This window comes from Peribacillus alkalitolerans, assembly GCF_010882125.1.
Lineage (GTDB): Bacteria > Bacillota > Bacilli > Bacillales > DSM-1321 > Bacillus_BN > Bacillus_BN alkalitolerans.
The window spans coordinates 15,011-38,861 of sequence record NZ_JAAGVZ010000026.1 but is presented as its reverse complement, the minus strand read 5'-3'; the positions used below and the strand labels follow the sequence as shown (position 1 = coordinate 38,861).

The window sequence follows — 23,851 nt, the reverse complement described above, 5'->3', positions numbered from 1 at the left end:
TGATATCTTTAGTATAAAGCAAAAAGGGAGTCAATCGCTCGATTAAAATCGAGCGATTGACTCCCTAATTGTTAAAGCGGACTTTTTCAGTGCCCTCGATTATTCGGCGGGATTTTTTCACATTATTTATTTTGATCTGAACCTGGATGACATTCATCACACTTCGAATACAGAACCGACACTTTTTCATCCTCAAAAGACTCAATTGTACCATTGCAAGTTTGACAAATAATAGTTCCCATCATTCAGACTCCTTTTTGTTTTATTATTGAAAGCGGTTTCTTTTCTTAAGTTAATAATAATATAACACATTAAAACTTTCAATAGTAAATTGTATGTAACATTTAACAAAATGATTGTACTTTTAGTCCAAGTTTTAATTTTAATTGTCATAAATATATGTAACAATCAGAAATTAAGAACTATGAACAATCATCATATTTTATTTGATTAGTCTGTCTTTTTTTATGATAGAATGCTAGAATGAAAACGATAACAACTTGGTAAACAATGACACCTAAGAATAGCCTCGCTAATATGATCAAGATGATGAATAAAGGGGAGATTATCATGGCTGAAAATGCTTATATTAAGTTAGTTCCCGGCTCTGTAAAAGAAATCATTACAACTGATGAATTAAAGGATTTATTGCTTACATATAAAGGTACAGCTATTAAAACAGGACATCAGCTAGGATGGGATTATGAAGAGCATGCATTTCCCTATGAAATAAAAGAAACTGAAAATGGTAAGGGCCGATGGTTTTACCTGCAATCACAAACCGATCGATATAATGTTATACTATTAGGCATTGATCAAGAAAAAGTCTTAGATGATAATGCCAACGAGCGTATCCAAACTTACGTACAAGTATCATTAGCACAAACATCCACATTTGGAGATAAAGGAAAAGCAAACGAACTATGCAAATACCTCTCCAAAAAATTGAATGGAGAGCTACAATTATTTAATGGAAGAATTATTTACGACTATAAAAGATAATTCGCTAATATTTGAACTTAGTAGAATTACAACACTTACGTTTTATCCTTATAATTGTTCACTATGTAGACCATATACCTATAAAAATTAAAAAAGCTTGCCGATGCCGGCAAGCTTCAGACTGTAGACAAACTCGAAGATTTTCGAGTTTGCCTACAGTTTTTTTCTTTTACAATGAAAAAAGGGAGCTAAGAACTAGAAGTTGATTTCCGATCCGGGCGAACGCTTTCCGCGGGCGTGGCTTGAGCCTCCTCCTTCGCTACGCTTCGTGCGGGGTCTCAAGTCTCACGCTTTTCCCGCAGGAGTCGTCGCCCTCCTCTCCAATCAACTGTGCTCGTACATAATTTTGAGGTGATAAACGATGATGACTAAAAATCAAATCAATGAACGTGAACAATTAGAAATGCTGGCCATTGAACAACTTGTTTCCACTTAGTCCGAAAACTCGATGCAGCTATTGATTTTACCTTTATTTATCCGTTAGTCGAACACCTCTACTCTAATTTAGGACGTCCTAGTATAGATCCGGTTGTCTTATTTAAAATGACATTTATTAAATATGTCCATGAATTTCAAGAAACTGGCAACTTGGACATAGAAAGTTGCTTGAGGATGATTGATAAAGCTTAATGAACAGGTTTTTAGTTGATTTTTCAAGGACACTGGTTGATTGGAGTGGGAGGCGCTTGACTCCTGGGGGATTAGCGTTACAGGCGAGACCCCGCAGGAGCGATAGCGACGAGGAGGCTCGGCGAACGCCCCCCGGAAAGCAAGCGGCTGGAGCGGAAATCAACCTTTTCGCCTACCATACATATCAAAAATGACAAAAGGTATCGAGAGAGCGTACTCTCGATATCTTTTATCGACAATCTGAAGCTTGCCGATGTCGGCAAGCTTTTTTATTGAACACCTGTTTCAATAAGAATAGGATCTACTATTTCATAACCTTTTACCTGTAACCCTTTTACAATGTCAACAAGTGCATCTTTCGTCCATGGTCGATCATGCATTAGCAGGTTGGCCCCATCTGTTAAATATGGACTGTTTACCATAATATGAGCCAGTCCTTTAGAATTTTGATAATTCTTTTCCCAATCGTACCCGTAGGTCCAATTCATTAATAGCATTTTTTCCTGTTTAACCAATTGTTTCGAAATATCGGTATTGACTCCAAAAGGTGCACGGAAGAATGCAGGTTTTTCCCCTATTATTTTTTCAATCTCTTGGTTAAGATTTAATATTTCCACTTTTTGTTGATCCGGTGTCAATTCACTCAAGTTTGAATGACTATACGTATGGTTTCCTATCAAAAAACCTAAATCATGAATTTGTTTTAATGTTTGTTTCTCTTCCTCAGAATCTATAAAATGTCCATTTACAAAAAAGATTGCATGTACTCCTAGTGAATGAAGGATTTTAGCCATTTCTAACCCATTTTTATCTGGTGCATCGTCAATGGTTAACAGCACTACTTTCCTGTTCCCTTCTTTAATGGGTTCAATTGTCCAATTCGCTTCATTTAACTTGTACAATTTTTCAGGTTCCTGAATAGCAGTAACTTCTTCTTTTGGAGTTTCGGTAGTATTTGTAGAATCCTCTGTATTAACCTGTTTCTCTTCAATATGCTCAGGCTCTGCTTTTTCTACATTTTTAGTTGTCACCGATTCTTGTGAGCAAGCGGATAAACCTACTATTAAAAGGATGAGATAAAATAATTTCATATTCATTGCACACCGACTTTCTCGCCTAAGTTGCTATCACCTAAATATTATAACGGATGAAAGACTACATGACTCTAGTAACATTCTACTACTTGACTAGTTCATCCACTGATTCATTATTACATGAAAAATTGTATAGGTGCTTAAACTTACAAAGGTTATGAATGCTGTTTGAGAATTGGTTTGGATAATTTTCTTCGCAATCCATACCGCAATATTAAAAAACACAATAAACATAACCACCTTAAAAACTATACGATCATGTTGGGATAACCATTCTGCTAACGTATATCCACTCCATACCATGATTTGAAGTAAAAAAACGACGTAACTTTTCATGATAAATCACCCCGCATCATTCTAATATCATTTTACAATTTGTGACTTTTTTTTCTAAACAACTTTCATTATTTCATTTACTTAACAAGTTTGTTAACACGTCCAATTTGTTAAGTCTTCCATGTTAAAATCCGTTTAACGAGACTTAAGAAAAGGAGATATATTAAATGAGAAGAATCCATCCACTTGTTATTGCATTTTTTTCAGTTTGTACATTCATCCTCTCTTCTTTCAGTTCCCTTTCAGAGTCAAGTTCAACTGCATTGCCAAGAACAGAAAATAAACAGTTACTTTTTGTCACTAGTAAAGATAAATATATGCTTGAAAACGAATACTATGATGCTCTAATCGAACTTAAGGACAAGTTTCCTAAGGAAACAAATCAAATGGTAGTTATTGAGGCAGACTCTAAAAAATTCAAAGAAACTAGCCAATTATTAAATCATATCCAGGCCCCTGCTATTGTAATTATGGAAAATAGAAAAATAAAGCTTGAGATTCAAGGAGTTCATACAAATAAGGAAGTTATTGTGGAGAAAATACATCGAGTCCTTGAAGAAGAACATCAAAAATTAGAAGGTAAGTAGCAGATTTAATGCTATTTCTTTTCTACATACTGATGAAGGCGACTCCCGTAGTCGCCTTTTTCTATGAAAAATTCAGATACTATGCCTGAAACATTTGTTAACCACTTACAATTCACTTATACTTCATTGCTAAAGTGCCTTTCTTCTATACTGCAAACCAATACAAACATTTTTAAAGTGCAAAAAAAGGGTACTCATTGAATCAATGATAGATTCAATGAGTACCCTAGTATATTATTTTACAATGTGGATTGGATTTCCTAATGCAACCTCTGCTGCTTCCATCGTAATTTCGCCCAATGTTGGGTGAGCATGGATTGTCATAGCGATATCTTCAGCAGTCATACCTGCTTCGATTGCCAATCCAAGTTCAGCGATCATATCTGATGCTCCTGGACCTGCGATTTGGCCACCGATGACTAAGCCATCTTCTTTACGAGTAATCAGCTTCATGAATCCGTCTGTGTTGTTCAATGCTAATGCACGACCATTTGCAGCAAACGGGAATTTAGCAGCTATTACTTCTAATCCTTCTTCTTTTGCTTGTTGCTCAGTATACCCTACGGAAGCAAGTTCTGGATCAGAGAATACAACTGCTGGGATTGCCATATAATCGATCTCAGATGGATGTCCAGCGATTGCTTCTGCTGCAATTTTACCTTCATATGATGCTTTGTGAGCTAATGGTGGTCCTGAAACGATATCACCGATAGCAAAAATGTTTTTAACACTTGTACGGCATTGCTTATCAGTGTCGATTAAGCCACGCTCAGCCATTTTCACTCCAATTTGGTCAAGGCCAAGCTCATCCGTGTTAGGGCGGCGACCAACTGTAACTAGTACATAGTCAGCTTCCACCTTCACTTCTTCACCTTTAGCCTCATAAGTTACTGTTACGCTTGTTTCTGTTTCAGCAACGCCTTTAGCCATTGCCTTAGTAACAATTTCAGCACCTTTTTTCTTTAGGTTCTTCTTAACTAGCTGAGACATTTGCTTCTCAAATCCGCCAAGAATGTCATCCGTACCTTCAAGAATCGTAACTTTTGTACCGAAGTTAGCATAAGCTCCACCTAGCTCCGTACCGATGTATCCTCCACCAATAACTACCATGGACTTAGGAATTTCAGTTAGGTTAATAGCACCAGTAGAATCTAGTACACGTTTAGAATACTTGAAAGAAGGAATCTCGATTGGTGTAGAACCAGTTGCAATGATCGCATTTTTGAACTTGTATGTTTGTGCAGAATTTTCATCCATAACACGAACTGTATTTTCGTCGACAAAATATGCTTCTCCGCGTACGATTTCAACCTTGTTCCCTTTTAATAAACCCTCAACGCCACCAGTTAACTTCTTAACAACTCCAGCTTTCCAAGCTTGAACTTTAGAGAAATCAACCTTAACATTTTCTGCTGTGATACCCATATCTTCAGAGTGAAGAGCATGTTCATAACGGTGACCTGCAGAAATTAACGCTTTAGATGGGATACAACCAACATTTAAACAAACTCCACCCAAATTACCTTTTTCTACGATTGTTACTTTTTGACCTAATTGTGCTGCACGAATTGCTGCTACATATCCTCCAGGGCCAGCGCCTATTACTAGAGTTTCTGTTTCAATTGGAAAATCGCCTACTACCATTTTATTACGCCTCCATTAACAATAATTCAGGGTCATTCAGTAAACGCTTAATATGATTTAACGCGTTCTGAGCAGTCGCCCCGTCAATTATACGATGGTCGAAGCTTAAAGATAAAGCTAAAACTGGTGCAGCTACGATTTCACCATCACGTACAATCGCTTTTTCAGCGATACGGCCGATACCAAGAATTGCTACTTCAGGATGATTGATGACTGGAGTGAACCATTGTCCACCTGCAGAACCGATGTTAGTGATTGTGCATGAAGCACCTTTCATTTCGTTCGGTGAAAGCTTGCCATCACGAGCTTTTGTAGCCAATTCATTGATTTCATTCGAGATATTAAATACGGACTTACGATCAGCATTTTTCACAACTGGAACAAGCAAGCCTTTTTCCGTATCAGCTGCAATACCAATGTTGTAATAGTGCTTTTGAATGATTTCACTAGCAGCATCGTCAATAGAAGTGTTCAGCGTTGGGAATTCGCGTAGTGCACTTGTTAATGCTTTTACCACATATGGCAAGAAAGTAAGCTTAATTCCTTTTTGTGCTGCCACATCTTTGAACTTTTTACGGTGTGCGACTAGTTTCGTCACGTCTATTTCATCCATTAACGTTACGTGTGGAGCAGTATGCTTGCTGTTTACCATAGCTTTAGCAATTGCTTTACGGATTCCACTCATTTTTTCACGTGTTTCAGGGAATTCTCCTTCTGGAATAGCTACAGCAGCTTTTGCTTCTGTTTTCTCAGCTTGAGCTGCTTGTGCTGTTTCAGCTTGAGCAGCCTGTGGTGCAGCCACTTTATTTCCACCTGCTAAGAATGTTTCAATATCCTCTTTCATTACACGACCATTGTCTCCAGATCCTGCAACTTGACGGATATCTACACCTTTCTCACGTGCAAATTTGCGGACGGATGGCATAGCAATCACACGGCGATTAGGGTCCACATCAGCTTGAGGTGCAGCTGCAGTCTCAACTTGTGCAGGCTGTGCACCAGCACCAGTGGCTTGGTCTTTAGGCTGCTCATCTTTCTGAACATCCTTTTTCACTTCTTTTCCTGCTTCAGCAGTAGCTTGTACTTGAGCTTCAGTACCTTTCTCGCCTTCTTCTTCCTCACCTTTAAACTTCAAGTTTTCATAGCCCGGTGCATCAAAAGTGATTAGGACGTCACCTACAACAGCTACCGTTCCTTCTGCAACTTTGATTTCTTCAACAGCACCAGCAACTGGGGATGGGATTTCCACAACTGCCTTGTCGTTTTGCACTTCACAAAGAACGTCGTCTTCTTGTACTTTATCTCCTGGCTTTACGAACCACTTAACAATTTCACCTTCGTGGATTCCTTCACCAATATCAGGTAATTTAAATTGGAATGACAAGTCATCCAACCTCCTATCTTCAAATTGAACAGCTGATTTTCGGTTTAAACAAGCAGAAGCTGCCAAAAATGCAAGTTAACTTTCGCATTTCGGGCAGTCCCTACCTTTGACCTCATCTAATAATTAGAAGTTCAATACTTTTTTAGCAGTTTCAATAACATCTTTATAGTTAGGTAACCATACACTCTCAGCTTGTGGGAACGGATAGATTGTATCTGGAGCCGTCACACGAAGTACTGGAGCTTCAAGACTTAAAATAGCACGGTCATTGATTTCAGCAACAACGTTAGCAGCTACACCTGCTTGTTTTTGTGCTTCTTGGACAACCATAGCTCGTCCTGTTTTTTCAACTGAAGCAATGATCGTTTCGATATCTAATGGGCTGATAGTTCGAAGGTCAACAACCTCTACAGAATGGCCTTCTTTCTCAAGCTCTTCAGCAGCTTTCAATGATTCGTGAACCATTGCGCCATAAGTGATGATGGAAAGATCAGTACCCTCACGTTTAACATCAGCTTTACCGATTTCAATTGTATATTCACCTTCAGGAACTTCCTGACGGAAAGAACGATATAGTTTTAAATGCTCAAGGTAAATAACTGGATCATTGTCACGAATCGCAGAGATTAAAAGTCCTTTTGCATCGTATGGAGTTGAAGGTACAACAACTTTTAAACCAGGTTGTTGAGTCATTAATCCTTCTAAGCTATCAGAGTGAAGCTCAGGTGTATGTACACCACCACCAAATGGTGAACGAATCGTCACAGGAGCACTGTAGCGTCCACCAGAACGGTAACGCATACGAGCCATTTGACCGCTGATTGAATCCATAACTTCGAACACGAAACCAAAGAACTGGATTTCTGGAACTGGACGGAAGCCTTGTAGTGAAAGACCAATTGCAAGACCGCCGATACCAGATTCAGCAAGAGGAGTATCAAATACTCGGTCCTCGCCGAATTCTTTTTGCAATCCTTCAGTGGCACGGAATACACCACCGTTTACCCCTACGTCCTCTCCGAAAACAAGAACTTTTTCGTCCTTCTTCATTTCAATGCGAAGGGCATCAGTAATTGCTTGGATCATTGTCATTTGAGCCATTGCTTACTTCGACTCCTTTTCTTTATAAATTTCATATTGTTCTTTAAGGTTAGATGGCATTTCTTCGAACATGTTGTTCATTAAGTCAGTAACTTTTTGCTTAGGAGCAGCGTCAGCTTTTGCAATCGCTTCTTTAATATCTTCCTTAGCTTTTTCAATTACTTCGTTTTCTTTTTCTTCAGTCCAAAGACTTTTCTTCTCAAGGAACTTACGGAAACGAACTAAAGGATCTTTCTTTTCCCATTCTGAGTCAAGATCAGCAGTACGATAACGAGTTGGATCATCTCCAGCCATCGTATGTGGACCGTAACGGTATGTTAAAGTTTCAATCAAAGTTGGACCTTCGCCGTTGACTGCACGCTCACGAGCGTCACGAACCGCTGCATAAACAGCAAGTGGATCCATTCCATCAACTTGAATTCCAGGGATACCAGCTGCAACTGCTTTTTGAGCAATTGTCTTAGCCGCTGATTGCTTTTCAACAGGAGTAGAAATCGCAAAACGGTTGTTTTGAACGATAAAGATTGCTGGAGCCTTAAATGCACCTGCAAAATTGATACCTTCGTAGAAGTCACCTTGTGAAGCTCCACCGTCACCTGTATATGTAATAGCAACAGATTTAGCTCCGTTCTTTTTCATACCAAGAGCAACACCCGCACATTGGATGTATTGAGCACCAATAATGATCTGTGGTGAAATTACATTTACCCCTTGAGGAATGTTGTTTCCTTCGAAGTGTCCACGTGAGAATAAGAATGCTTGGTGCAACGGAAGTCCGTGCCAAATTAATTGAGGAACATCACGATATCCAGGAAGAATGAAATCTTCTTTTTCTAATGCAAATTGGGAAGCAAGTTGAGAAGCTTCTTGACCAGCTGTTGGTGCATAGAAACCTAAACGTCCTTGACGGTTTAAAGAGATAGAACGTTGGTCTAAAATACGTGTATAAACCATGCGTTTCATTAATTCTTGTAATTGCTCATCTGTCAGATCAGGCATTGCTGCTTCATTTACAACTTCGCCTTCTTCATTCAAGATTTGTAAAGTTTGGAACTGATCTTCCACATTGGCAAGCTGTTGTTTTACATCAAATTTTGCTTTAGTAGCTTTGGAAGCCATCCGAGTCACCTCATCCTTTCAATTAAAAGGTAATTTTATTAAATGCCTTGAACATTTCAAAGCAAGTAGAGCACTAATTCTTGACAGAACTCATAGTCTCATTTTAATTTTCCACAAAAGACATAGATAAAACACAGAAATGTTACTTCAAGTGATATTTTATTCTGTTACAATAGATTTGGCAATTAAAATGATACAATACTCTATCCCGTAAAATAGTTTACTCCTGTATCACAAGCTAGTCAACCTATATAAACAGTACACTCTCAGTTCATGTTCTTCATGAACCTTTTCTATAACATATTAGAATAATTTAAAACTGTTATATAATTGCACTCTTCTCTGTACTATAAAAAGAACTTAAAGTGGACAAGTCTTCGAAAAATAGTTCTCCACCTTTTAGTATTGCCTTTAAACCAACATTTAACTCTGTTGCCAATATTATTTTAATAAAGGATTTATGTGATTTTATTTGATTTAGTAGAGGGAATAGTAGGATTGGATTTATGGGGACCGTGTCTCATTCTTCTGGCGGAACGGGCATTATTTGGACTCTTAGTTGATCATTACTTTTTTCCACATCAAGCATTCCTAAAAACAAAAAAAGAGTGACCCAAGCTTTCGCTTTAAGAGCACCCTCGTTTTGTTTATTCTTCTACTTTTACTTTCAAACCTGCTTGCTTATAAAACGTCATTTTTTCACGGTTGTATTCATCTGTAGCTTTGTTATAAATGTCATTAGTTTTCATGACTTCATCATATGAGGCATTTACTTCATCTATATGTTTTTGGAGTTCTTCCAGCGTTAAGTCTTCTTTTTTAAATTGCTCATAAACTGTAATGTCTTTTTGTATGCTTTCCATATATGAGTCAAACAACTGCTCGTGTGCAGCGTATCTGGTTTCCATTAATTTTTTTAATTCTTTGGCTTGTTTTTTTGTTTCTTTATCCTCGATTTCTTTAATGATGGAGTCTATCTTTTTGAACTCCTCTTCTGAGGATTGAATGCTTTCTCGTTCTTTTTTCATTGCTTCTTCGCGTTTATTGGCATTTACAATTGCCTCATCAGAAAGTTTAACGATTTGATCGAACTCTTTCATCCCTAATTGAATGATTTTGTCATAAAGGACTTTTTCTTGTTCTTCAAGCTTGGTTAATGGCACTTGTTGTTTTTCGAAAACCTTTTCATTCTTTACGATATTTTCTAACAACGTTAATAGATTTTCCTCTGGAGAGGTTTTATTCAAACAGCCTGAGATGGTAAATGTGATGACCAAGAGTAGCACGATACTTAGATGTCTAGCTTTGAACACTGGCAATTCCCCCCATTTAATAACACATTCTACTATAAGTAAAAAAACTTTCTTTTACAATAGGAGATATATACCTCCTGAGAGCTTGTCCTATAGTATCAAATATATGAGATTGCATAATAAAAAATGACTAAATTTTATATAATCATCTTAACAAACTTGAATTGTACCCTTAAAATCATACCCTCATTTACATACGAAGAAACTTAGGATAGAATTTTACATTATCTTATATACATAATCTTAGGGGTGAAAACCGTGCTGACTATGAATAATATTATTAGGGAAGGTCACCCTTCCTTACGAAAAATTGCTCAAGAAGTAAATCTTCCTCCAAGAGATGAAGATAAAATGATATTGGCATCCATGCTTGAATATGTGATCAATAGTCAAAATCCAGAGATTGCTTCCAAATTCGGCTTACGTCCTGGAATTGGGTTAGCAGCTCCACAAATCAATGTTTCCAAAAGAATGATTGCTGTCCATGTATTTGATGACAAAGGCATTTTATATAGCTATGCTCTTTTTAACCCCAAAATTGTAAGCCATTCACTAGAAAAATCTTATTTAACCTCTGGAGAAGGCTGTTTATCTGTAGACCGGGCTGTACCAGGATATGTACCTCGGTATGCACGTGTTACTGTCAGTGGAATCACATTGAATGGCGAGGAAGTAAAACTACGGCTAAAAGGACTTCCAGCAATCGTCTTCCAACATGAAATTGACCATTTGAACGGAATTATGTTCTATGACCACATTGATAATAACAACCCATTCAATCCAATACCAGATGCAGTCCCAATCGAAAGATAGGCTTCAACATAAAAAAGGAAATGGGCTTTTGGCCTATTTCCTTTTTTTTGTTGCCTCTGTTTAACTAATCTGCTCTATGCTTTGGAGCATCCTCTGCCTAATGGTCGCCCGTGGGATCTCCCTTGACCAACTCTTCGCGCATGACATTGAAACATCACCTCGAATAAACATACACGAAGGAAATGCGAATGAAGTTTCGAGGTGTCTCTCCCCTTCCGCTCCAGTCAACTTAGAAACAAATCAACAGAGGAATTTAACAAAGCCTTTTAATTAAATCAATCCTAGTTTTGTTAAACCATTAAAAATTCCATCTTCATCAACTGAATCTGAAATCACATCTGCATGTTGTTTCACTTCGTCAGATGCGTTCCCCATCGCTACTCCAGTTCCAGCAGCTTGTAGCATTTCAATATCATTCAATCCATCACCAAAGGCATAAACATCTTCCATTTCAAATCCTGCTTTTTTTATGAACTGTTTTATTCCTTCAGCTTTAGAACCCATTATAGGCAGTACATCGACGCTTTTTTTATGCCATCGAATCAAACGGAATTGATCGTATTGATCCATAAAGTGATGTTCCTCATCTTCTGTACAAAACATTAACACTTGAAAAATTTCATTTTCCAAATAAAATGTGTCATCAAATTCAGGGTGAGGAAATTTCAAGGAACTCATTGCTTCTTCAATCCGTTCATTTGAATGGACATTTGCCTTCATAGTTTTTTCATTTAAGAATACTAACGGAATCTTAAGACTTCTTGATTGTTCATTAAGACGTTCTATTTCATCTGTTGGCAATGCTGTCTTGCTCAGTACTTCATTTTCAAATAAAACAAATTGTCCATTTATACTAATAAAAGATTCTATATCCAATTCTTTTCGAATGTTTTCAAACATAAATGGCGCCCTTCCTGTTGCTATAGCCACAAAAACCCCATTTTCCTGCAACTGCTTGACTGCTTTTTTCGTTGAATCTGGAATAACCTTCTGATGGTTTAAAAGGGTTCCATCTATATCAAAAAAGACTATTTTTTTACTCATTTGCTTCCACTTCCATTCTTTTTTCCCTAAATTAATACCCTCCATTAAATAACTGTCGATTTGAAAAGTCAAGCAAACGACATAGGTGTGGATTCTAATAGTTCTTAAATCAAATAATTTCCAACAATAATCAGGCAAGAAATCTTATAAATTCCGTATAATAAAAATAAACGAATCGGACTTGCCTTACAGTAGGCACTTGCCTTTTTTTAGAATCACTAGAAAAGGCATATTTACTTTATTGAGCAATCGTTTACAATATAAATAAGAAGGAGTGATTGTCATGCTCAAAAAGCTCCGTAGAAGGCTTCTAAAGCAATGGAAGGACATGCTTAGAAAAAAAACAATTGCATAAATTCGAATTTAAAGCCCTTCAACACTTGCGAAGGGCTTATTCTTTCGTGTAAAGTTTCTAAGTATACAGTTTGTCCGTTTACATACTTTCTTCAACAGGTAATTTAAGGAAATGAAAACATCATATTCAAAAACATGAAATAAATACTGTTTTTTTATATAATGAAATAAGAAATGATAATGGGTAAGTTAGGAGCGATTAAAATGGTTTATAAAGTTTACTATCAAGAGAAAGCAAATGAAGTACCTGTACGTGAAAAAACAAGGACGATTTATGTTGAAGGCGATTCAGAGCGTGATGTGCGTCTGAAATTAAAAAATGAAGCCTATAACATTGAGTTCGTGGAATTGGTTAAAGGATCTTATTTAGAGTACGAAAAACAAAATGAACAATATAAAGTATTGGAGCTATAGGTATGAAATTTGTAAAAAATGATCAAACAGCCGTTTTCGCCCTTGGCGGACTTGGTGAGATTGGAAAGAATACTTATGGTGTTCAATTCCAAGATGAAATTATTTTAATTGATGCTGGGATTAAATTCCCAGAGGACGAGCTATTAGGGATTGATTACGTTATTCCTGATTATTCGTACCTTGTAAAGAACCAAGAAAAAATTAAAGGTCTGTTTGTCACACATGGTCACGAAGACCATATCGGTGGGATTCCATATCTATTAAAAGAAATTAACATCCCTATCTACGGTGGCAAATTAGCTCTTGGTTTAATTAAGAACAAATTAGAAGAGCACGGTTTGCTTCGACAAACGAAAATGATTGAAATCCAAGAAGATGACATCATTAAATTCCGTAAAACATCTGTTACGTTCTTCCGTACAACTCACAGTATTCCAGATTCATATGGGGTAGTAGTAAAAACTCCTCCTGGTCAAGTTGTACATACTGGAGATTTCAAGTTTGATTTTACTCCTGTAGGAGAACCAGCGAATTTAACAAAGATGGCGGAAATCGGTAAAGAAGGCGTACTCTGCTTACTATCTGACAGCACCAACAGTGAGGTGCCTCACTTTACTATGTCAGAACGTAAAGTTGGGGATAGTATCCATGATATTTTCAGAAAAGTAGATGGACGTGTTATTTTCGCTACTTTTGCATCAAATATTCACCGTTTACAGCAAGTTGTAGAAGCTGCTGTAATTAATAACCGTAAAGTGGCAGTATTCGGACGAAGCATGGAAGCAGCAATTGAAATCGGACAAGATCTTGGGTATATCCGTTGTCCAAAAGATACATTTATAGAATCAAACCAAATTAATCGTTTACCAGCTAACCAAGTTACGATTCTATGTACGGGTAGCCAAGGTGAACCGATGGCTGCACTATCACGTATTGCTAACGGCACTCATCGACAGATTCAAATCATTCCTGGAGATACAGTTGTATTTTCTTCTTCACCTATCCCAGGTAATACGATCAGCGTATCCCGTACTATCAATATGCTTTTTAAAGCTGGTGCGGATGTTATTCATGGATCTCTTAATGATATCCACACATCAGGTCATGGTGGACAAGAAGAACAAAAGTTAATGCTACGTCTAATGAAGCCAAAATTCTTCATGCCAATCCACGGTGAGTATCGCATGCAAAAAATGCATAGCCGTCATGCCATCGATTGTGGTGTGCCGGAAGAAAATTGCTTCATTATGGATAATGGTGAAGTATTGGCATTAAGCAACGATTCAGCACAAGTAGCTGGCAAAATCCAATCCGGTTCGGTCTATATTGATGGTAGTGGTATTGGTGATATCGGTAATATCGTACTTCGAGATCGTCGTATCCTATCTGAAGAAGGCCTTGTTGTAGTTGTCGTAAGCATCAATATGAAAGACTTTAAGATTGCTGCAGGTCCTGACTTAATTTCTCGTGGTTTCGTTTATATGCGTGAATCAGGAGATTTAATCAATGACGCACAATCATTAATTAACAAACACCTGAATAAAGTCATGGAACGTAGAACAAATCAATGGTCTGAGATTAAAAATGAAATCACTGATACATTGGCTCCATTCCTTTACGAAAAAACAAAACGTCGTCCAATGATTTTACCAATCATCATGGAAGTATAATAACTAAGGTCCAGCGCATTGCGCTGGACCTCTTTCGATTACTCTACTATCTTTTTCTCAAAACGGTTAATATCTTGATCTGCTCCGATGACGATTAAAATATCCCCTTCACGGATTGATTCATTGGCTTGTGGTGAAACCATGATATCCTGCCCACGTTTGATGGCAACAATATTGATACCATATTTTGCACGGATATCAAGATCAATTAATGTGCTTCCATCCATTTTTTTACTTGCTACAATTTCCACGATGGAGTGTTCGTCTGAAAGTTCCAAATAATCCAGAACATTATTGGATACTACATTATGAGCAATTCTTCTACCCATGTCACGTTCGGGATGTACCACATGGTCCGCTCCGATTTTACGTAAAACTTTTTCATGATAATCATTTTGAGCTTTTACGGTAATCCTATTAACCCCAAGTTCCTTTAACATCAATGTGGTTAAAATACTTGCTTGGATGTTATCCCCAATTGCAACAATTACATGGTCAAAATTACGGATTCCCAAGCTTTTTAATACCGTCTCATCAGTTGTATCCCCAACTACTGCGTGGGATGCAATCATGGCAAATTCATTTACACGATCTTCATCATTATCAATGGCTAACACTTCCATGCCTTGTTCTGCCAAAGTCCTGCAAATACTCCCACCGAAGCGTCCTAAACCAATGACCGCAAATTCCTTTTTCACATTTATGTCCTCCAAAAGGTTAAATCAAAAAGTATGCTCATATTCTATCATATTCAAATGGACTCGAACAAATATGAAATTGGAAAAAAACAGTCTATCTTACTTAGATAGACTGGGCTTACCTTCTTATTTTTTTAACCCTTTAACATAATCGGCATCAAACAGGAACAATTTCATCAGTAATAACAAAGATGGGATTAAGAGAAATAATCCAGCAATGAAAACTACTACAAGCGTTATCCCCATCGTTTCATCCGTGTACCCAGTATAGATGGTGATGTACGGATCTAATATATATGGTAAATGACCTGCTCCATACCCAAAAAAGGCGAAGAAAAACTGTAGCATCACTAATATGAATGCAGATCCTAAAGCTTTTCGATTGTAAATGAGATACGTGGCCCCAAAGAAACAAAGCAAGGATAAACCAAACATCCACCATAATTCCAACATATTTTCAAAGTGTCGCAGATTATGTTCGCGTAAGGAGACGAATACTAGCAAGCTCGCTAATATGGTCGGAGGGCTCCAAAATAGAGCAAATTTCCTTAATAGCTCCATTGCCGCTACGTCATTAGCACGGTAGGCATAAAACGTCAAGAATGATGCACTGATAAACAAAACAGATACGATGGATAGGAAAACGACGCTCCATGAATATGGACTAGTCATAAGATTTTCTGCCAAGAAAACGACTTGGTCTCCCCTTTTCTCAATAAAGCCACCCTCTGAAATCGTCAAAGCAGTCGATAATGCAGCTGGGATTAATAGCCCGGTTGCTCCATAGAGAAATAGATAAAACTTATTATCCTTTGAACCATAATTTCCAAATGCATAAAACGAACCCCGGATTGCTAATAAGATTAATGCAATACTACCTGGAAGTAAAAGGGACGTCCCATAGTAATAGGCAGTATCAGGGAAAAAGCCAATCAATCCTACAAAGAAGAATACAAAAAACACATTTGTAACTTCCCATACAGGTGAAAGATATCGACTGATAATATGACTAATAATATGGTCCTTCTTGGTCAACCTTCCATAATAGGCAAAAAAGCCAGCCCCAAAGTCGACAGAAGCAACTATTAAATATCCGTATAAAAATATCCAAAGGACGGTAATTCCAAGTACCTGGATTTCCACTAACGATCACCCACTTTCGTTAATCCTTGTTTGTCCCGATAAATTCTGAATAGCGCTGCTCAAGTTCAACAGCAGCCGGTTTATTTTTGAACATCTTTATTAATACAATGGAACATACGACAGCTAATATCACATAGACAATGAAGAATAGGACAAAAGTGATTCCAACTGTATTCGCTTTTGTAGCCCCTTCAGCCACTGTCATATAACCTCTTAAAATCCAAGGCTGTCTACCAACCTCAGCAAAAATCCAACCCAATTCAATGGCCAACATGGCTAGTGGTCCTGATGCAACCACACCCCAGAGTAAGAGCTTATTATTGTATGGATCAAACCTTTTCCATTTAGATAGAATGATGAACAATAGGGATAATCCCATCGAGTACATCCCGATCATTACCATTAAATCAAACAAATAATGAATCCATAAAGGTGGTCTCAAATGTTCTGGTGTCTCATTTAAGCCAATTACTTCATGTTCAAAATTGTTACCTGCCAAGAAGCTTAACGCTTTAGGTATTCTTATTTCATTATGAACCACATTATTGTCATCCAGAGTACCAAACAGAATTAAGTCCGCTCCTTCATCTGTCTCAAAATGCCATTCAGCCGCTGCAAGTTTTTCCGGTTGTACTTCTGCTAAAAATTTTGCAGAAATATCCCCAGCCAGGGCTGTCCCAGCTGAAAAGATGAAGCCAGCGATCAACGTTAGCTTCAATGCCTTTTTCTCATATATCCCTCTTTTCCCCCTTAACATTGCAAAGGCAGCTATGGCAGCCAATACAAAAGCAGAGGTCATATATGCAGAGGTTAATACGTGAAAGACCTTGCTTGGGGTAGCTGGGTTAAACATTGCTGCTAACGGATCAATATTCGTTACTACACCATCAACAAGATCAAAGCCTTGCGGAGTATTCATAAATGCATTTACAGTTGTGATGAACAACGCGGAAGCCGAAGAACCAATCATTACAGGAATCGTGATCAGCCAGTGAATCATCGGATTTTTAAATCGGTCCCATGTATATAAGTAGATTCCTAAGAAAATAGCCTCAAAGAAAAATGCGAACGTCTCCATGAAAAGTGGCAAGCTTATGACCTTTCCGGCAACTTGCATAAAGCTTGGCCAAAGCATGGAAAGTTGGAGACCGATTGCGGTCCCTGTCACAACACCTACTGCCACAGTGATGGTGAATCCTCGCGCCCATCTTCTAGCTAAAAGAGTGTAATACGGATCATTCTTTTTAATCCCGATAAATTCCGCTATAGAAATCATGACTGGGACTCCTACACCAATTGTGGCAAAGATAATATGGAAAGCAAGAGTCATACTCGTTAACATCCTGCTTAAAATGACGCTATCTAATTCCATCATAGACTCTCCCCCTTTTGCCTTTTTTATCGATATATCACTATACACATAGTATAAATCTAATAAACTTCTTTTGTGTGTATCATTTGTGACGAATTTCACAAAGGTTTATGAAAGTATTGTGAACACAAGAAAATAAACATATCCATAGCAAGGTTTGATATCAAAAAAAATAATCCGATAGATAATCACTTCTGATTGCTATCGGATTATTAACCTTATTTAGCCTGCATTTTGCATTTCGAATTGTGCCATTACTAAACCGTAGTATTCCCCTTTTTGATCCATTAGGTCTGCATGATTACCAAGTTCTTTGATTAATCCATTCTCAAGGACAAAAATATTATCGCATTCTCGTATCGTTGATAATCGATGAGCGATAATGATAGAAGTTCTACCATTTAGTAAGGTTTTCAATGCTTCTTGAATCTTCAATTCTGTTTCTGTATCTATGCTTGCGGTAGCTTCATCCAAAATCAAGATTCGCGGATTCGCAAGCAAAGCACGAGCAAAGGATAATAATTGACGTTCACCTACGGAAAGGACATTCCCTCTCTCTTCAACCTCAGTAAAGTAACCATCCTGTAACCTTGAAATAAATTCATGCGCCACAACCGCCTTGGCCGCTTCTATAACTTCTTCATCACTGGCATCAGGACGCCCAAAACGAATGTTTTCCATGATGGTCCCAGAAAAAATGAATGTCTCTTGCAGAACGATGCTAATATTCCCCCTCAAGCTTGATAAGGTGAGGTCTTTAACATCAATTCCATCGATTTTCACGGAACCTGCAGTGGCGTCATAAAAACGGCTAATAAGATTAGCGATGGTGGTTTTTCCAGAACCCGTGTGTCCTACAAGGGCAATAGTTTGGCCTGCATTTATTCCAAGTGAGACTCCTCTAAGTGCCTTCCGTTTATCATCATAAGAAAACTCGACTCCTTCAAAATCGATTTTCCCTTTCATCTCATGAATGCTGACAGAATCACTTTTCTCTGAAACAATCGGCTTTTCATCAAGAAATTCAAAAATCCTTTCGGATGAAGCCATTCCCATCAGTAATTGATTATATATCATGCCGACACGAGAAATAGGTTCCCAAAACATTCCAAGATAAAAGGCAAAAGAGACAAATACACCGATGTCTATGGTTTCTTGTTGGATTAAATGTGCTCCGTACCAAATTAATACTGCCGTACCTATGGCATTGGTCATATCAACAAAGGGACGGAACATTGCATTCTTTTTGGATGCCACCTTCCAGCTGTCAAAGCTTTCATAGTTAATGCCATCAAAGAAGGCCATATTCTCTTTTTCCTGTGTAAAGGATTGTGTCACCCTGATTCCCTGGATACTTTCATTTAGATGAGAATTCAGCTTAGATTGTTTTAGACGAACAAGCTGCCAGCTTCTACGGATATTTTTTCGTAGAGTTGTTGAAATAAAAAACATGATCGGTAGGATGATCATCGCTGCAATTGTCAGCTCTGGACTTAAGGAGAATAAGATCACAATAATACCTATTAACATCACAATATCCATTAATAGGTTGATGACACCATTCGTGAAGAGCTCTTGCAATGAGTTGATATCATTCATGATTCTAACAAGAATGGAGCCGGCTGAACGTTGATCAAAGAATCTATGCGATAAAGTCTGTACGTGTGTGAATAGATGCTTCCGTAAGTCATAAATGATGCTTTGGCCCAGTACGTTCATCCATTTAATCCTGTAGACGTTTGCCACATAAAAAACGACATAAAGCCCAGCGATTAGCATAACTAATTTCATCAATAAGTCGGTATTCTTATCCATGATTGCCTTATCTATTGTATACACCCCTATTAGAACCGGTATTAAGAGACGAATTGCCGTTGTGATTATTACGGTGAAGATCGATAACGGCAGCAATGTTTTCGTATAAGGTTTCATGTAACTCAATAGACGTGACATTTGCTTCCAGTTGAATGGTTTTTCTATCACCTGATCAGTTGAATAATGAAACCTTTCTCTTACATTTTGATTGGTTTTTTGTGGTTGGATTTTCATTATGAGCCCTCCTTTCATTGAGTTTGTGATTGTAATAGTCTAGAGTCTTTATACTGGATTTCATAGATTCTTTGATACAATCCACCATTTGAAATCAATTCTTGATGGACTCCTCGTTCCACAACTTTTCCTTGGTCTAGTACAATGATTTCGTCAGCATACTTTAATGAAGAAATACGATGAGCGATAATGATGCTGCTTCTTCCGTCCATTACTTCACGCAAAGCTTTTTGGATATTATGTTCAGTTTCCATGTCAACTGCACTTGTTGCATCATCGAGAATCAAGATACTCGGATTTAGGCATATCGCTCTTGCAATCGCAATTCTTTGCTTTTGCCCACCTGAAAGTCCTAATCCTCTTTCACCTAGCATCGTATTATAGCCTTCAGGTAGTTCCATAATAAACTCATGTGCCTGTGCCCGCTTAGCGGCTTCCATAATTTCCTCCATCGTTGCATCTGGGCGTCCATAGGAAATGTTTGCTTTTATTGATGAGGAGAATAGGAACGATTCTTGAAGCACAAAGCCGATGTTCCTTCTTAATGAAGGCAAAGAATATTCTTTAATGTCTCTGCCATCCACAAGGATTTCCCCTACCTCTGGTTCATAAAAACGTGTGATTAATTGGGTGATTGACGTTTTACCGCTACCGGTCGAACCTATCAATCCGATTGTTTTTCCAGGCGTAAGATGGAAGCTTACATCCTGTAGTGCAGATTCATCTTCTTCAGTATAGGAAAGAGTGACCTGCTTGAATTCTACCTCACCTTTTAGGCGGTTTACATCAATCGGATTCTCAATTTGCTTTATTTCTTTTTCTTCCTCTAATATTTCTAACAATCTCTCCCCTGAAGCTTTTGATTGGGAGAAAAGATTGATTACGTACCCAAGGTTCGCAATCGGCCAAATAATGTACCATACTAAGCTATAGAAGGCGACCAGTTCTCCTGGCTTCAAACTACCGTTTATAACTAAATAACCCCCAAATGATAACAAGAAAACGACAGATAGGTTCCCCATTAAGTCCATCAAAGGGAAAAACTTTGCCCATAAATTTGAAGTGAATATGTATTTTTCTTTGTAATTCCCGTTGGATGAATTGAATTTCCCAATTTCAAATTCTTCTCTCGATAATGATTTTACCGTATTGATCCCACTTATATTTTCCTGGACATTGGTATTCAGTTTCCCAAAGGATTTCCTGATTCCCCTAAATGCTGGATGTGCCACTTTTTCAAATTTGTAAACGATAACTGCCAAAAAAGGAAGGGATGCCATAGTCACTAAGGTTAACGGAATTGAATAGTAAAACATAATGCCAAAACTGATGGATATCAATAAAACGAAGCGGATGAGTTCCGAAATCCCAAAGGATAGGAAGAAACGAAAACCTTCCACATCCGCGGTAAGTCTGGACATTAAATCCCCTGTCTTTGCATTGTCATAATACTTAAACGATAAATATTGTAGCTTCTCATATAAGGAATTACGAAGCTTATAAACAGCCGTGATTCCAAACATATCCCCTGTATATTGGTTAATATAAACTGCAATTCCTTTAATAGCCATTAATCCAATGAATCCAAATGCTAAATATGGAACTAATCCATACTCTCCTTCTAAAATGACCTCATCAATCGTTAGCTGTAAAATGATTGGATAAATAAGCGTAATGGTTGTCATTATCAATAAGAAAAATAATGATGTAAAAAAGTACGACTTATAAGGCCAATAAAACCCCTTCAGCTTCTTAAAAGTTTCCATTTTTATCCTCCTGTGCAAGGAAAAGTAAAGTGCGTATCTATAAATATATCGACATTCGAAATAAATTTCTACCTATTTATTAAAAAATTTTTATTTTTTTGAAAATTTATGATTTCATTAAAAATCTATGCGTTCGTGCTCAGTTGAAATTTTTCCGGACTATTAATTTGTCTATTGAAAAGTGAAAAAAAGGCTCTTTTCTCATTGATTGCTGTTTTTAACCTAAAATGTTTGTCCTAACGTGAGGCACTTGCTTCCGCGGGGAGGGATGGGAGCCTCCTCGTCGTTTCCGCCTGTGGGGTCTCCCACTTCCCTTTCTTCCCAGCAGGACATTGAATAAGCTTCCTCGAATAAACACCCACGAAGGAAATGCGAATGGATTTTCGAAGAGTCAGGTAATCTCCGCTACAATCAACTCAGATGGTTAAAGTAAATTTCACACCAAAAAATCAATAAACTTTTCGAAAACTGCAAAAAAAGACTGGAATCCATATTTGAATTCCAGTCTCTTGTAAATATTATTCAGCTTTTTCGTTTTCGTCGAGAACACGATTGACACGCTTTTCTAACATCTTCATTCCACTTCCACCAGCTTGGAAATGTCTTAGTGCACCTGTCTTATCAAAAACATAATAAGCAGGAACGTATTGATTTTCAAATGCATCAGTCAATTTCAATTCATTGTCAACGAAGATTGGTTGAATAATATCATGGTCTGCCGCCACTTTTTTGATTTCATCCATATTCACATCATCTTCAGACCTTGGCATATGCACGGCAATGACATTCAACTTATCTTTATATTGATCACGAAATTCATTGACCTGCGGCATTGCTTCCTTACATAAGTAGCAACTAATAGACCAAAAATGGATTAAAGTTGGTTTTTCGCCAATTAGTTCTTCTTTTGTAACTTGACCATTCAACCATTCAGTAGCGCCTGTCAATTCAGGCATTTGCTCACGTAATTTCATTTATTCCCGCCACCTTTTTAGATGAATAAAGAGGATGACTCATAAAAGATAGCGTCCATTCACTCCTAGGGTATGTAAGATAATACACACACTATATGGGTTCTAGTCCGCTCAGCTTTTGAGTCACCCTCTACTAACAATAACAAAAAATTATTACAGTTTTATCTCATTGCTTGTCCTAATTTTAGGATTAAAGAGTTTTTTGGCCAGGTCTCCAGTTAGCAGGGCAAAGAGCACCTGTTTGAAGAGCTTGAAGTACACGAAGAGTTTCATCTACGTCACGACCGATATTGTTGTGGTTAACAACAGAATACATTAATTCGCCTTCTGGATTGATGATGAAAAGACCACGTAAAGCGATACCTTCCTCTTCAATTAAAACGCCATATTCACGAGATACAACATGGTTTGTATCAGCTGCTAATGAATATTTCAAATCTCCAAGACCGTTTTCTTTACGATCTGTGTTGATCCAAGCTAAGTGGGTATGGATTGTATCAGTAGATACTCCGATTACATCTGCATCTAAATCTTCGAATTCATCGTGGCGGTCAGATAATGCTGTAATTTCTGTTGGGCAAACGAAAGTGAAATCCATTGGATAGAAGAAAAGAACTGTCCACTTTCCGTTTTTCATGTTTTCTTCAAGGCTAACCTTTCCGAATTGTTTATTTGTTAATACAGCATCCATCTCGAAACGAGGTGCTTGTTTACCTACCATACGTTCTGGCATGAAAATCCCTCCAATTAATTATTTATTAATTGAGAAAAAGTATTATTGATTCTCAATTACTCGCAATTCACATTAATCATTATATCTTTGTCCAATATAACCGTCAATATTTGATTAAAATAAATATAATTAAATATTAAATATAAATAATAACTACTTGCTTCGTGTATTGATTTTTCCGCACTGTAAAAGTATTGCCAGTTCGATATCAACCTATCCCTGTCCAGAATGTGGAATTATTTCATATCTATCATAGTGTACCATTGATTATTTTTTGTACAAAATGATTTGCATTCCTTTGTACATTCATACTTTAAATAAATACTGTCCATAATAATTATGGTAATTTGCAAGGTAACCCAAGGGAAAAATCCAACTTTTAATAAATGGGTCATATATACCGAACGGAGGTATTTTCCATGTTAGATTCCTATGAAAATAAATTGTTTTTAAATGAATTAACTAAATTAAAATGTGAATATAAAGCATGCAAAGATGATGAACTTAAACAATCAATCATTACTGATATTGAATTGATAAAAGCTGCGTTGAAAGAGGCAAAAGATAAGATCAATTAAGCTCAGGTCCCACTACCCATGGGTCTTACGAAT

22 protein-coding genes and 1 pseudogene are annotated in these 23,851 nt (G+C 37.4%); 7 read left to right on the top strand and 16 right to left on the bottom strand.

Annotated features, from left to right (window positions below):
* Positions 1 to 122 precede the first annotated feature (122 nt).
* Positions 123 to 242, bottom strand: a complete 120-nt coding sequence (locus tag G3O09_RS19750; protein WP_163103160.1) for a GapA-binding peptide SR1P — start codon at positions 240 to 242, stop codon at positions 123 to 125.
* 328 nt (positions 243 to 570) lie between these two features.
* Between G3O09_RS19750 and G3O09_RS19745 the strand changes: the two genes are divergently transcribed.
* Entirely contained in the window at positions 571 to 1,002 is a 432-nt protein-coding gene (locus G3O09_RS19745; RefSeq protein ID WP_205439690.1) for a DUF1885 family protein, read from the top strand.
* A gap of 361 nt (positions 1,003 to 1,363) precedes the next feature.
* Positions 1,364 to 1,566, top strand: a pseudogene (locus G3O09_RS19740) (transposase); the annotation flags it as partial.
* A 335-nt stretch (positions 1,567 to 1,901) separates the two neighbouring features.
* Here G3O09_RS19740 and G3O09_RS19735 read toward each other — a convergent pair.
* Positions 1,902 to 2,723, bottom strand: a complete 822-nt coding sequence (locus G3O09_RS19735) for a polysaccharide deacetylase family protein (protein WP_240338501.1) — start codon at positions 2,721 to 2,723, stop codon at positions 1,902 to 1,904.
* A gap of 96 nt (positions 2,724 to 2,819) precedes the next feature.
* Positions 2,820 to 3,062: a hypothetical protein gene (locus G3O09_RS19730; RefSeq protein ID WP_163103158.1), complete on the bottom strand. Its 243-nt coding sequence runs from the start codon at positions 3,060 to 3,062 to the stop codon at positions 2,820 to 2,822.
* Positions 3,063 to 3,229: 167 nt separating this feature from the next.
* On the opposite strand from G3O09_RS19730, the gene G3O09_RS19725 reads away from it, so the two are divergent.
* Positions 3,230 to 3,649, top strand: coding sequence for a hypothetical protein (locus tag G3O09_RS19725; RefSeq protein WP_163103157.1), 420 nt, complete (start codon positions 3,230 to 3,232; stop codon positions 3,647 to 3,649).
* A 234-nt stretch (positions 3,650 to 3,883) separates the two neighbouring features.
* On the opposite strand, the gene lpdA is transcribed toward G3O09_RS19725, so the two are convergent.
* The 5 genes from lpdA to G3O09_RS19700 all read right to left on the bottom strand — a co-directional run bounded on the left by lpdA (position 3,884) and on the right by G3O09_RS19700 (position 10,210).
* Positions 3,884 to 5,293, bottom strand: a complete 1,410-nt coding sequence (lpdA, locus tag G3O09_RS19720; protein ID WP_163103156.1) for a dihydrolipoyl dehydrogenase — start codon at positions 5,291 to 5,293, stop codon at positions 3,884 to 3,886.
* Between the two features lie 4 nt (positions 5,294 to 5,297).
* A complete protein-coding gene (locus G3O09_RS19715; protein WP_163103155.1) occupies positions 5,298 to 6,677 on the bottom strand; it encodes a dihydrolipoamide acetyltransferase family protein in 1,380 nt (459 codons plus the stop codon).
* Between the two features lie 123 nt (positions 6,678 to 6,800).
* Complete coding sequence (locus G3O09_RS19710; protein WP_163103154.1) at positions 6,801 to 7,778, bottom strand: alpha-ketoacid dehydrogenase subunit beta; 978 nt, start codon at positions 7,776 to 7,778, stop codon at positions 6,801 to 6,803.
* A 3-nt stretch (positions 7,779 to 7,781) separates the two neighbouring features.
* Positions 7,782 to 8,897 carry a pyruvate dehydrogenase (acetyl-transferring) E1 component subunit alpha gene (gene pdhA, locus G3O09_RS19705; protein ID WP_163103153.1) on the bottom strand — a complete coding sequence of 372 codons (1,116 nt, stop codon included), beginning with the start codon at positions 8,895 to 8,897 and terminating at the stop codon, positions 7,782 to 7,784.
* A gap of 647 nt (positions 8,898 to 9,544) precedes the next feature.
* Positions 9,545 to 10,210: a YkyA family protein gene (locus G3O09_RS19700; RefSeq protein ID WP_163103152.1), complete on the bottom strand. Its 666-nt coding sequence runs from the start codon at positions 10,208 to 10,210 to the stop codon at positions 9,545 to 9,547.
* Between the two features lie 258 nt (positions 10,211 to 10,468).
* On the opposite strand from G3O09_RS19700, the gene def reads away from it, so the two are divergent.
* On the top strand, positions 10,469 to 11,023 hold the full coding sequence (gene def / locus G3O09_RS19695) for a peptide deformylase (protein WP_163103151.1): 555 nt from the start codon (positions 10,469 to 10,471) through the stop codon (positions 11,021 to 11,023).
* Positions 11,024 to 11,293: 270 nt separating this feature from the next.
* Here the strand turns inward: def and G3O09_RS19690 are convergent, their stop codons facing one another.
* Positions 11,294 to 12,067, bottom strand: coding sequence for a Cof-type HAD-IIB family hydrolase (locus G3O09_RS19690; RefSeq protein WP_163103150.1), 774 nt, complete (start codon positions 12,065 to 12,067; stop codon positions 11,294 to 11,296).
* A 558-nt stretch (positions 12,068 to 12,625) separates the two neighbouring features.
* On the opposite strand from G3O09_RS19690, the gene G3O09_RS19685 reads away from it, so the two are divergent.
* Complete coding sequence (locus G3O09_RS19685; protein ID WP_163103149.1) at positions 12,626 to 12,835, top strand: DNA-dependent RNA polymerase subunit epsilon; 210 nt, start codon at positions 12,626 to 12,628, stop codon at positions 12,833 to 12,835.
* A 2-nt stretch (positions 12,836 to 12,837) separates the two neighbouring features.
* Positions 12,838 to 14,505, top strand: a complete 1,668-nt coding sequence (gene rnjA, locus G3O09_RS19680; protein WP_163103148.1) for a ribonuclease J1 — start codon at positions 12,838 to 12,840, stop codon at positions 14,503 to 14,505.
* A 38-nt stretch (positions 14,506 to 14,543) separates the two neighbouring features.
* On the opposite strand, the gene G3O09_RS19675 is transcribed toward rnjA, so the two are convergent.
* From G3O09_RS19675 to G3O09_RS19645, 7 genes are all read right to left on the bottom strand, one after another.
* Positions 14,544 to 15,203, bottom strand: coding sequence for a potassium channel family protein (locus G3O09_RS19675; RefSeq protein ID WP_163103147.1), 660 nt, complete (start codon positions 15,201 to 15,203; stop codon positions 14,544 to 14,546).
* Positions 15,204 to 15,329: 126 nt separating this feature from the next.
* Positions 15,330 to 16,346, bottom strand: a complete 1,017-nt coding sequence (locus tag G3O09_RS19670) for a cytochrome d ubiquinol oxidase subunit II (protein ID WP_163103146.1) — start codon at positions 16,344 to 16,346, stop codon at positions 15,330 to 15,332.
* Between the two features lie 19 nt (positions 16,347 to 16,365).
* Positions 16,366 to 17,718 (bottom strand): cytochrome ubiquinol oxidase subunit I, encoded by a 1,353-nt coding sequence (locus G3O09_RS19665; protein WP_163103163.1) that lies wholly within the window; start codon positions 17,716 to 17,718, stop codon positions 16,366 to 16,368.
* Between the two features lie 222 nt (positions 17,719 to 17,940).
* Complete coding sequence (locus tag G3O09_RS19660; RefSeq protein ID WP_205439689.1) at positions 17,941 to 19,767, bottom strand: ABC transporter ATP-binding protein; 1,827 nt, start codon at positions 19,765 to 19,767, stop codon at positions 17,941 to 17,943.
* A gap of 14 nt (positions 19,768 to 19,781) precedes the next feature.
* Positions 19,782 to 21,533, bottom strand: coding sequence for an ABC transporter ATP-binding protein (locus tag G3O09_RS19655; RefSeq protein WP_163103145.1), 1,752 nt, complete (start codon positions 21,531 to 21,533; stop codon positions 19,782 to 19,784).
* Between the two features lie 518 nt (positions 21,534 to 22,051).
* Positions 22,052 to 22,507: a redoxin domain-containing protein gene (locus G3O09_RS19650; RefSeq protein WP_163103144.1), complete on the bottom strand. Its 456-nt coding sequence runs from the start codon at positions 22,505 to 22,507 to the stop codon at positions 22,052 to 22,054.
* 190 nt (positions 22,508 to 22,697) lie between these two features.
* Positions 22,698 to 23,240, bottom strand: coding sequence for a peroxiredoxin (locus G3O09_RS19645; protein ID WP_163103143.1), 543 nt, complete (start codon positions 23,238 to 23,240; stop codon positions 22,698 to 22,700).
* Positions 23,241 to 23,659: 419 nt separating this feature from the next.
* On the opposite strand from G3O09_RS19645, the gene G3O09_RS19640 reads away from it, so the two are divergent.
* The gene (locus tag G3O09_RS19640) at positions 23,660 to 23,818 is read left to right on the top strand and encodes a hypothetical protein (RefSeq protein WP_163103142.1); all 159 of its coding nucleotides are present in this window, start codon (positions 23,660 to 23,662) and stop codon (positions 23,816 to 23,818) included.
* The last annotated feature ends 33 nt before the right edge of the window (positions 23,819 to 23,851 follow it).